The following is a 9,588-nucleotide window of genomic DNA, read 5'->3' on the forward strand; positions in this document are numbered from 1 at the left end:
ACTTCCTGTGAAAACAGGAAGCATGGCTCCTTTGATTTTTAGAAATATTTCGGTGTCATGACCCAGACAGATACGGAATCTGTATCGCTGGTGTTTTTGCATTGGTGGGGCAGGGTGCTGTCCAGGGTGATGCTGTCCCCTTCCTGTAAGACATAGATTCTGCCTTCTACAATGACCTGTAAGGTGCCTTGGATCACATAGCCGCAGGTTTCTCCTTGGGCAAAAGAAGGGCGATAGTCATAAGAACAGCCTTTTTTCAGTGTCAGCTCCACAAAATCCAGCATACGTCCCGGATTGTCTGGGCAGAGTATCTTGTGGATACAGTTATTTTCCTGTGCTGTCAGGAGGCTGTGGCTGCCTTTTCGGATGATAGGCGTATCTTCCGGCGGTGTATCTTCAAAAAAGGCATACATGTCTGTTTCCAGCGCCTGTGCCAGCCGAAAGAGGATGAGGGCGGAGGGAACCACCAGATCACGCTCAATCTGGCTGATGAGCCCTGTGCTCACGTCGGATATGGTGGAAAGCTTGGCGATGCTTAGCTGTTTTTCGTTGCGCAGTTCACGCAGTTTGCTGCCGTTGAATTGGGTCATGGGTTCCTCCTGAATGAAATGATTTTTGAAAACTTTTATCATTTTATCATTTTTTTTGGAAGGGAACAAGGGACAGGAATTTTTTTCCTTTCCCATTCCAAAGGGGGACAGATGAGAAAAAACAGCCGTTTTTCGTCGTCTTTCGTTGCAAAATCAAGGTGTCTGTGCTATGATGTTTAGGATTATAGATTGAAAAAAGACGAATTTGAGGAGGAAATTATGTTAACAAGCAAACAAAGAGCATATCTGCGCTCTCTGGCAAACGGTATTGACGCGATTTTTCAGGTGGGGAAAAACGGCGTGACACCAGAATTGCGTGATACCGTACATAACGCACTGGAGGCAAGAGAATTGGTAAAAATCAGTGTGTTGGACAATAATATGCTGGGTCCTGCGGAAGCGGCAGAAATGCTGGCAAGCAGAACTGGTGCGGACATCGTACAGGTCATCGGCAATAAATTTGTACTGTACCGTGCTTCCAAGACAAAACCTGTCATCGAACTGCCTCCTGTGAAGAAATAAGCAGGCAGAGGGAGGAAAGATCATGCGAAACGAAATCGCTAACTTCAGAAACTGCAAAAGTATTGCCATCATGGGCGGTACTTTTGACCCCATACACTATGGACATCTGGTAACGGCAGAAGCGGTGCGCCACCGTTTTCATGTAGATAAGGTGGTATTCATTCCCACAGGCCGTCCTGCCCATAAATCTCATAAAGAAGTAACCCATAATGAACACCGGTATCTGATGACGGTTCTGGCAACCATGCGGAATGAGAACTTTGAAGTATCCCGTATTGAAATCGACCGCCCCGGCACCACCTATACCATCGACACCATCGAACAGCTGAAAAAAATGTGCCGTCCCGATGTGCGTCTGTATTTCATTACCGGTGCCGATGCCATCCATCAGATCATGAGCTGGAAGGAACCGGAACGTCTGCTGTCCCTCTGCGACTTTGTGGCAGTAACCAGACCCGGTTATCAGAAAAATCAGATGTTTGAGGAAATCGGAGAAATTCAGGAAAAATATGCCAGCAGAATCCACTACATGGAAGTGCCGGCATTGGCTATTTCGTCTTCGGATATCCGTACCCGGGCACAAAGAGGCATGCCCATTCAGTACCTGCTTCCACAGGAAGTAGAGGACTATATTCATAAATTCGGTTTGTATCAAAACGAAAGAAAAGACGAGGTGAAATTTATGCTGCCCATTGAAGTCATGCAGGAAAAATTGCAGTCTGCTTTGTCTGTAAAACGTTATATCCATACCATGGGTGTATCCGAAGAAGCAGTGCGGCTGGCAGAAATATACGGCACACAGGCAGACCGTCAGAAAGCCAAAGTGGCAGGTCTGCTCCATGACTGCGCCAAGGATTATCCAAAAGAACTGCGGCAGCGTTTCTGTAAGGAATATAAAGTGAAAATGGACGAGATTCTGGAACAGCAGCCGGATCTGATTCATCCATTTTTGGGTGCGGAAGTGGCAAAACGGGAATATAAAATCAAAGATGAAGATATCCTCAATGCTATCCGCTACCATACCACAGGACGTGCTGGCATGTCCATATTGGAAAAGATTGTGTTCATTGCGGACTATATCGAGCCTAATAGAGAACAGTTCGAAGGTCTGGATGAGGCAAGACGTCTGGCATATCTGGATTTGGATATGGCAATGCGCTTCATTCTGGAACAGACCATTGACTTTGTAAAAGAACGGGGCAGACTGCTGCATCCCCTGTCTTTGGAGGCACTGGAATACTATAAGAATAAATAAGATTACAAGGAGGAATAACATGGAAGCTTTAGAAGCTGCAAAAATCGCACAGGCTGCGTTAGATGATAAATTAGGTCAGGACATTCAGGTGCTGAATCTGAAAGGTCTGTCCAATGTGGCAGACTGCTTTGTCATTGCAAGTGGTAAAAATGTAAACCATCTGCGTGCAATGGCAGATGAAGTGGAACAGAAACTGTTCCAGGCTGGCGTAAAAATGCATCATTCCGAAGGCTACAGCACAGGTACATGGATCTTGTTAGACTTCGGCAACCTGCTGATTCACCTGTTTAATGAAGAACAGCGTGAATTCTACGGTTTGGAGCATGTTTGGGGCGACGCGAAGCCTGTGGAATAATCTCGAAAAAGTCAATAAATGAGAGAAAAATGACGGATTTTTAATGCCGATTGTGCAGTAAAATTCGGTCAGAGGGGGCAAAACAGGAAATTTTTTACACATCTAGTGAGAAAATATTTCCACATGCACCCTGGAAATTGCATAATTTGCCGAGATTTCAAAGATTTGCAAAAAATACTTGTATCCAAGCGGATTTTGCAGTAAATTTTATTTGTTGAGAAAATTTCATAACAGGCATGCTTTTATGTCGGTCTTAAATCAGAAAGGATGGAAAAGATTTATGGAAAAGATTTATCAGGGCAAAACAAAGGACGTTTACAAACTGGAAAACGGCAATGTGCTGCTGAAGTTCAAAGACGACTGCACAGGTAAAGATGGTGTATTCGATCCCGGTGAAAACTCCGTTGGTTTGACCATTGAAGGTATCGGTAAAGCAAATCTGGAAACATCTATCAAATTCTTCGAAATTTTGAAAGAGGCTGGCATCAAAACACATTACGTTTCTGCTGATGTAGACAACGCTACAATGGAAGTTCTGCCCGCAACCGTATTCGGTCACGGTCTGGAAGTTATCTGCCGTCTGAAAGCTACAGGCAGCTTCATCCGTCGTTACGGCGATTACATCGCTGATGGCACAGTTCTGGAAGGCGGTTATGTTGAAACAACATTCAAAGACGACGCAAAAGGCGATCCTCTGGTAACAAAAGACGGTCTGATCGCACTGGGCGTTATGAGCGGCGAAATGTACGACAGCATGAAAGAACAGACACTGAAAATCACTCGTATCGTTGCTGACGAACTGGCGAAAAAAGGTCTGGATCTGTACGACATCAAATTTGAATTTGGTTACAACAACAACGAAGTTATCCTGATCGACGAAATCGCTTCCGGTAACATGCGTGTTTACAAGGACGGCAAAATCGTTGAACCCGTTGAACTGACAAAAATCATTCTGGGCTAATCCTGTTTGATTCAGATACATATGAAATGTTTCATCTGTCTTAGGGCAGATTGAAGAAAAAGAAAACAGCATCCAAAAGGTAATTTTGGATGCTGTTTTTCGTTTTTAACAAATGGACAGACGGTAAAGACGCTGTTTGTCATCAGGTGTCAGGTAGGTGGGGAATGTTTCCACATACTCCCATCCGAATTTTTCATATAACCCCTCATGACGTGTAAAGAGGTAAAGCTCTGTCAGATGTAAGCGAGCAGCATGTTCTTTGATGGCTTCCATAACGGTATAGGTCAGTCCTTTTCCGCGAAATGCAGGCTCTATCCAGAAATCCCGCAGCCATGGATAACAGTCGGGGCGGGTGTCAATATCAGACATGGCAAATTGGAAGGTGCCGGCAGGTACGCCATCCTGCAAAATCAGAAATACCTGCGGGATACGGTCTTTGCATACAGCATTGCGCACGTATGCTTCCACCTGTTCTTTTGTATAATCTTCGTCCTTTCCCCACCAGTCATAGAGCCACTCGATGATAGCGGGCAGGGCAGGATGATTTTTGTCAGTGATGCAGATGATTTCGGTCATACTATCCTCCTGTTGATAGGCAAAAAGAGAGCCGAAAAAGCAGCCGCCATTAAGAAAACATTGTTTTTCGTTTTCTTGATTTCTTAAGGAAGGCTGCGACGGCTGTCTTCAAAAGAAAACAGACCTAATAAAATCTTGGCAAAATAAGAAAGCTGGAATCTTTTGAATTGTAAAGATTTCAGCTTTCTTTGTTTTCTTTTGAAGAAGCCCCTTAGATTGAATAGATTTTTCGGCTTCTTTCTATTTCTGTTATTTTTTTCGGTATTTTTCATTGCATTTGGCTAAAAATACCACACACACCAATAGCAGCACAATAAAGACAATGAACAGTGTCATGCTGCCGGGAAAGACTTTGTCCAGAATGGCTTTTCCCACCAGAACAAGTCCGGTCAGGAAGTTCCATACACCTTCTTCCCGCAGATATTGGGGTAGATGATCGGGGTCAATGTTTTCCAGTGTGCCTTTTCTGTAAAAAATAGGTTGTCCGTACCATGCGAATATGCCCCGGGCAAATAAATAAATGCCTGCTACAAAGAAAAGCATCATGGGGGTTCCCTCCTATCTTGTTTCCGTTGCCAGAAACAGCGTTTCATGGTATCATAAGCAAGAATCAATAAGAGCGTTTGTTGGCTCTCTTATTCAGACTGGTCTGTCTTTCGTTGGACTGTTTCATCCATTCCCGCATTTTTTCTTCAAAATCGGCAGAAGGATTGACGGTCTGTGGTTTGAAATATTCTTCGGCAGGATTGGTGGTTCTGTTTTCCTGCTTGTGTCCTTTGTAAGGACGATCTCCTTTGGGCTGACGCGCTTCCTTTGGCAGCGCTTCTTTCATGGAGAGAGCAATTTTGTTTGTTTCGGGATCAATGGAAAGGACTTTCACCTTGACAATGTCGCCTACTTTCACATGGTCGTTGATGTCCTGTACAAAGGTGTTTGCTACCTGTGAAATATGAACCAGACCCTGTACCTGTTCTCCCAGAGAAACAATGGCACCAAAGGGTTTGATGCGAACGACTTTGCCTTCTACGATACTGCCAACTTCGGGTTTTTCAGACATTCTGTAATACACTCCTGTTCGGTAATTTTAAAAATCAATATGGGAACAGTATAACACAGAATACAGTTGAATACAAATAAATTTATGTTACAATTGGAGGAAAAAATGAAGAAAAAAGATATCATTACCGTAAAAATTGACGGCGTGCGCTTTCCCAATAAAGCCTATGGCTTTGTGGAAGGGGAAAAGGTTATTGTGAAAAATGGCGTACCCGGTCAGACTGTTTCTGCACAGGTCATCAAAAAGCGCGGCGGCAATGTGGAAGCTCGTCTGCTGGAAGTGGTGGAACGCTCTGAACTGGAACGACAGGAAGGATGCTGTTCCCATTATGAAATTTGCGGCGGCTGCACTTACCAGACCATGAAACGTCAGACAGAACTGGATATGAAAGAACAGCAGGTGAAAACATTGCTGGAAGATGCGGGCATCCATGTGGAAAGCTGGGAAGGCATCACACCTTCTCCTTTGGAAACAGGCTACCGCAATAAATGCGAGTTTTCCTTTGGGGATGAAGTGAAAGATGGTCCTCTGGCACTGGGTATGCGTAAGAAAATGAGCCATTATGAAGTGGTGACACTGAAAGACTGTAATATCGTAGATGCGGACTTTGTGACCATCGTACAGGGCGCACTGGTCTTTTTCCAGGAAAGAAACGTTGCCTTCTATCACCGTATGCGTCACGATGGTTCTCTGCGCCATCTGGTTGTGAGAAAGGGGAAAGCAACAGGGGAAATCCTGGTGCATCTGGTGACTACATCTGAAGTTCCTTTTTCTCTGGAAGAATTCAAAAATATGATTTTGGCGCTGCCTTTGCAGGGCGAAATCTGCGGCGTACTTCATTCCGTCAACGACGGCGTGGCTGACGTGGTGCGCAGCGATGAAATGACCATTCTGTACGGCAGAGATTTCTTCATGGAAAAACTCTTTGATTTGGAATTTAAAGTGTCTGCCTATTCCTTCTTCCAGACAAATACAGAGGGTGCGGAACAGCTTTACAGCATTGTGCGGGAATTTGCCGGTGATGTGGAAAATAAAATGGTATTCGACCTGTACTGTGGTACTGGTACCATCGGACAGATTATGGCAAGAGCTGGTTCCAAAAAAGTCATGGGTATTGAACTGGTGGAAGAAGCCGTTGTGGCAGCCAATGAAAACGCCGCAAGAAATGGCTTGACCAACTGTACATTCTTAGCTGGGGACGTGCAGAAAATGGTGGATGAACTGACAGACAAGCCTGATGTTATTATCGTAGACCCTCCCAGAGAAGGTATCCATCCCAAAGCCATCGGCAAGATTATCGACTTTGGCGCGCCGGAAATCGTTTATGTGTCCTGTAAACCCACATCTCTGGCAAGAGATTTGCAGGAATTCCAGGCGGCTGGATATGAGGTGAAACGGGTACGGCTTATGGATATGTTCCCTAGAACGGTTCATGTGGAATCGGTGGTACTGATGACACGTTGTGGTGGACAGGCGTAAAATAAGGGTGAAACCACAATGCGTACCGGAAAGAAATCCGGCGGCGAAGCCGTTTTTGCGAAGCAAAAATACTGACCAGTTGTGGTTTGAAGGCAAAAAAACAGGGTTTTTTCGGCTAAAAAATGCCCGTTTTTTGCCCTCTGAAAATTGCGTTTTGACAGATGACATCCACTGTTTTAAGAATTGAAGCAGAATAATCTGTGGTGTTTCAATCAGATATAAGCGGTGGATGTCAGAAGATAATAAAAGATTCTCTATGGTTAGCACCTTGCAGAAATGCAGGGTGTTTTTTCATTCATAGATTGTTTATACAGAGCTTAAGCACGAAAAGTTGAAAATGCAAACCATTTGGTTTATAGTAAATTAAGGCTTATTTTAGATATACAGGATTATGATGAAGATATCCGATATAATGAAAGAATTATGTAATAAAAAGAATATAAGTGTTTTGGAACATGCTAGACAGATAGATTAGACACCGCAGAATTTTTGCAAGAAACTGAAACGAGATACTGTGACTTTTGAGGAAGTAAAACAGATAACAGATGTTATGGAAGTGATTTTTGAGTAATCGTTTATTTTTCCGGATGGAGAACAGATAAAAACAAGTAACGAATAGGAGGTGCTTGGCATGGACACAGTGGATTTGATTATTAAGTCATCAACAGATTTTTATGATGAGTTGAAATCTGATGAAAATGCTCGATATCGTTCATGGGAACATTGCTATTCACATTTTATGATGGCTCGTGGCAATGAAGATATTGACTATGATTATTTGAGCTTACAGCTTGCTTTCTATTTAGCGAGTTGGGGAATGTATCGCGGTTCATCATTTTTATTGCAGAAGGACTATAGAATACATATTCCCGTTGTAAAAGAATTGCTAAGTGAAAAGTATGATGCATTGGCAGGAATTAAATGTGTTGATTTTAGAAAAGAAAATAATCAAAAGCTACTCCAAGAAATAAATGCATTTTTGGATAAATACTATGATAAGATTAGACATGAAGTAAAAGAGCAAGAACTTAAAAATCAGTTATCCTATACACTTATAACAAAGATATTGATGGGAACATTAGGATGTGTTCCAGCATATGATAGATATTTTATAGCCGGAATTAAAAATCAAAAGGTAGCAACGGGCAATTATAACCTAAAGTCCATTATGTTGCTTGTAGATTTTTACGAGAAGAATACTGAACGATTGGAAAGTGCTAGATCAAAAATGAAAATAGAAGATATGCCATATCCACAGATGAAATTACTTGACATGGGATTTTGGCAGATTGGTTTTGATTTAGACATGAATAAGGGAATAAAAACCGCTGCTAGGAGGTAATGGCATGGAATATACACAAAGAGAAAGAGATGTTCTTGCCATGATGAAAAGAACGGATTTTAAGAATTTATCAAAAGATGATGTAATTAGTTTTGCATCAAAAATTGGAGAACTTCGTCCTGAAGTAGCTAAAGAAGTTCTTGCGCAGTTCCCAGAGTTTGTTGGCTTGATGAAATCAGCATTAACTGAATATAAAGGAATGCTAGATACTATTATCAGTAGTGATGACGAAAGTATTAAAGAGTACTATGGTATTGCCAATAAGGAAATGGATAGTGCTGCTGAAAGTAGAAAGCAATTCTATGATTTTGTTAAACAAGTTCAAGGTGATTGTAGTAAGATCCTTGACAATCCAAATCTTCCACCAGAAATTATGATAGAGATTTTAAATCGAGAAGTAGAACTTGCTAAAATGGCGAATGAAAAGGATACAGAGATTCGGGGACAGGAAAAAGAAATTGAAGATAAAGTAAACAAGAAAGATTCTGAAAAGAGAGAATTCAACTGGAAATTGGTTGGAGGAATCAGTATTGCATTGATTATGGTTGCTGGGGTTAGCGCTGGAGTTTTGGGAGGAAAGTTTGATCTAAAATTACCTAAAAAAAGCTAATTATACTGGAAAGAAATCTTGTGGCACAGCTTTTTGGATGAAAAACTGCCCGTTTTTTGCCCTTGAAAAATGACCTTTGGACAGATGACATAGGGAATTTTTAATAAAAGATTGGAAAAGATGAAGGCGTCATTATGAATATGATTAAGAGGGGGCTAGAAAAATGAAATCAATTTGGGAAAATATAAAGAGGCATGCGGGAGAAGTTTTTTATACCGTATCTGGTTTGGAATTTACCTATCAAGTTGTTGGTGAAAAGCTGATTCACACACGCAGTAAAGTAGCGATATCAAAAAGTGCTTTTGAAAAAGCCGTTGTTTTAAATCCTCAAAAGCCGTCAGATCTTCACAATGATGTAGTTGGACCATCCTATATTTATGCAATTATTTCAGATTCAAGAATTCGATGAGTTGTTATGTGATGGGACTTTAAATTTTTCTGGGAAAAGAAATGAAAAAGCGACTGATATATCAGTCGCTTTTTTCGTGCCCAAAAGTTTTCAGAAACAGCCGAAAGACCTCTTGATCCGTGGACTATAGTCAATAAAGTGGACACAATTTATAAAGAAAAGTGCCGAGTACAGCTGCTTAGTGCTGTGCCCAGTACCATTCTTCTTTTTCATTTGGTGTCATCATTCCGAGAGAACTATGCGGTCTCTTGGCATTATAGAATCCTTCGATGTATTCGAATACAGATAACCGGAGTTCCTGCAGAGAATGATATGTTTTACGGTTAACTTCTTCTTTTTTGAGGTACTTGAAGAAACATTCACAGCAGGCATTATCGAAAGGATATCCTTTCTTGGAAAATGACTGTACAACATTCAGAGAATCCAATAACT

Annotated in this window: 13 protein-coding genes; 8 read left to right on the top strand and 5 right to left on the bottom strand. The window is 41.9% G+C overall.

Going from position 1 to position 9,588, the window contains the following annotated elements; genetic code table 11:
• Nucleotides 1-38: 38 nt before the first annotated feature.
• Nucleotides 39-590, bottom strand: coding sequence for a cupin domain-containing protein (locus tag BUB35_RS06370; RefSeq protein ID WP_072850225.1), 552 nt, complete (start codon nucleotides 588-590; stop codon nucleotides 39-41).
• A 219-nt stretch (nucleotides 591-809) separates the two neighbouring features.
• Between BUB35_RS06370 and yhbY the strand changes: the two genes are divergently transcribed.
• From yhbY to BUB35_RS06390, 4 genes are all read left to right on the top strand, one after another.
• Entirely contained in the window at nucleotides 810-1,112 is a 303-nt protein-coding gene (gene yhbY / locus BUB35_RS06375) for a ribosome assembly RNA-binding protein YhbY (protein ID WP_022255501.1), read from the top strand.
• Nucleotides 1,113-1,134: 22 nt separating this feature from the next.
• Nucleotides 1,135-2,367 carry a nicotinate-nucleotide adenylyltransferase gene (gene nadD, locus BUB35_RS19010; RefSeq protein WP_072850188.1) on the top strand — a complete coding sequence of 411 codons (1,233 nt, stop codon included), beginning with the start codon at nucleotides 1,135-1,137 and terminating at the stop codon, nucleotides 2,365-2,367.
• Nucleotides 2,368-2,386: 19 nt separating this feature from the next.
• Nucleotides 2,387-2,722 (top strand): ribosome silencing factor, encoded by a 336-nt coding sequence (rsfS, locus tag BUB35_RS06385; protein ID WP_072850190.1) that lies wholly within the window; start codon nucleotides 2,387-2,389, stop codon nucleotides 2,720-2,722.
• Between the two features lie 280 nt (nucleotides 2,723-3,002).
• A complete protein-coding gene (locus BUB35_RS06390) occupies nucleotides 3,003-3,683 on the top strand; it encodes a phosphoribosylaminoimidazolesuccinocarboxamide synthase (protein WP_022255504.1) in 681 nt (226 codons plus the stop codon).
• 105 nt (nucleotides 3,684-3,788) lie between these two features.
• Here BUB35_RS06390 and BUB35_RS06395 read toward each other — a convergent pair whose 3' ends face one another.
• The 3 genes from BUB35_RS06395 to BUB35_RS06405 all read right to left on the bottom strand — a co-directional run bounded on the left by BUB35_RS06395 (nucleotide 3,789) and on the right by BUB35_RS06405 (nucleotide 5,316).
• Complete coding sequence (locus BUB35_RS06395) at nucleotides 3,789-4,259, bottom strand: GNAT family N-acetyltransferase (protein ID WP_072850191.1); 471 nt, start codon at nucleotides 4,257-4,259, stop codon at nucleotides 3,789-3,791.
• Between the two features lie 249 nt (nucleotides 4,260-4,508).
• Complete coding sequence (locus BUB35_RS06400; RefSeq protein ID WP_072850193.1) at nucleotides 4,509-4,805, bottom strand: hypothetical protein; 297 nt, start codon at nucleotides 4,803-4,805, stop codon at nucleotides 4,509-4,511.
• A 64-nt stretch (nucleotides 4,806-4,869) separates the two neighbouring features.
• Nucleotides 4,870-5,316, bottom strand: a complete 447-nt coding sequence (locus tag BUB35_RS06405; RefSeq protein ID WP_072850195.1) for a S1 RNA-binding domain-containing protein — start codon at nucleotides 5,314-5,316, stop codon at nucleotides 4,870-4,872.
• Nucleotides 5,317-5,421: 105 nt separating this feature from the next.
• On the opposite strand from BUB35_RS06405, the gene rlmD reads away from it, so the two are divergent.
• The 4 genes from rlmD to BUB35_RS06435 all read left to right on the top strand — a co-directional run bounded on the left by rlmD (nucleotide 5,422) and on the right by BUB35_RS06435 (nucleotide 9,156).
• Nucleotides 5,422-6,795 carry a 23S rRNA (uracil(1939)-C(5))-methyltransferase RlmD gene (gene rlmD, locus BUB35_RS06410; protein ID WP_072850197.1) on the top strand — a complete coding sequence of 458 codons (1,374 nt, stop codon included), beginning with the start codon at nucleotides 5,422-5,424 and terminating at the stop codon, nucleotides 6,793-6,795.
• A gap of 631 nt (nucleotides 6,796-7,426) precedes the next feature.
• Nucleotides 7,427-8,137: a hypothetical protein gene (locus BUB35_RS06425; RefSeq protein WP_072850201.1), complete on the top strand. Its 711-nt coding sequence runs from the start codon at nucleotides 7,427-7,429 to the stop codon at nucleotides 8,135-8,137.
• A 4-nt stretch (nucleotides 8,138-8,141) separates the two neighbouring features.
• Nucleotides 8,142-8,747 (top strand): hypothetical protein, encoded by a 606-nt coding sequence (locus tag BUB35_RS06430; RefSeq protein ID WP_072850203.1) that lies wholly within the window; start codon nucleotides 8,142-8,144, stop codon nucleotides 8,745-8,747.
• 163 nt (nucleotides 8,748-8,910) lie between these two features.
• On the top strand, nucleotides 8,911-9,156 hold the full coding sequence (locus BUB35_RS06435) for a hypothetical protein (protein ID WP_072850205.1): 246 nt from the start codon (nucleotides 8,911-8,913) through the stop codon (nucleotides 9,154-9,156).
• 178 nt (nucleotides 9,157-9,334) lie between these two features.
• Here BUB35_RS06435 and BUB35_RS06440 read toward each other — a convergent pair.
• The coding region (locus BUB35_RS06440; protein ID WP_143158948.1) for an integrase core domain-containing protein at nucleotides 9,335-9,588 on the bottom strand (254 nt) is incomplete at its 5' end.

This window comes from Anaerotignum lactatifermentans DSM 14214, from assembly GCF_900142265.1.
GTDB lineage: Bacteria > Bacillota > Clostridia > Lachnospirales > Anaerotignaceae > Anaerotignum > Anaerotignum lactatifermentans.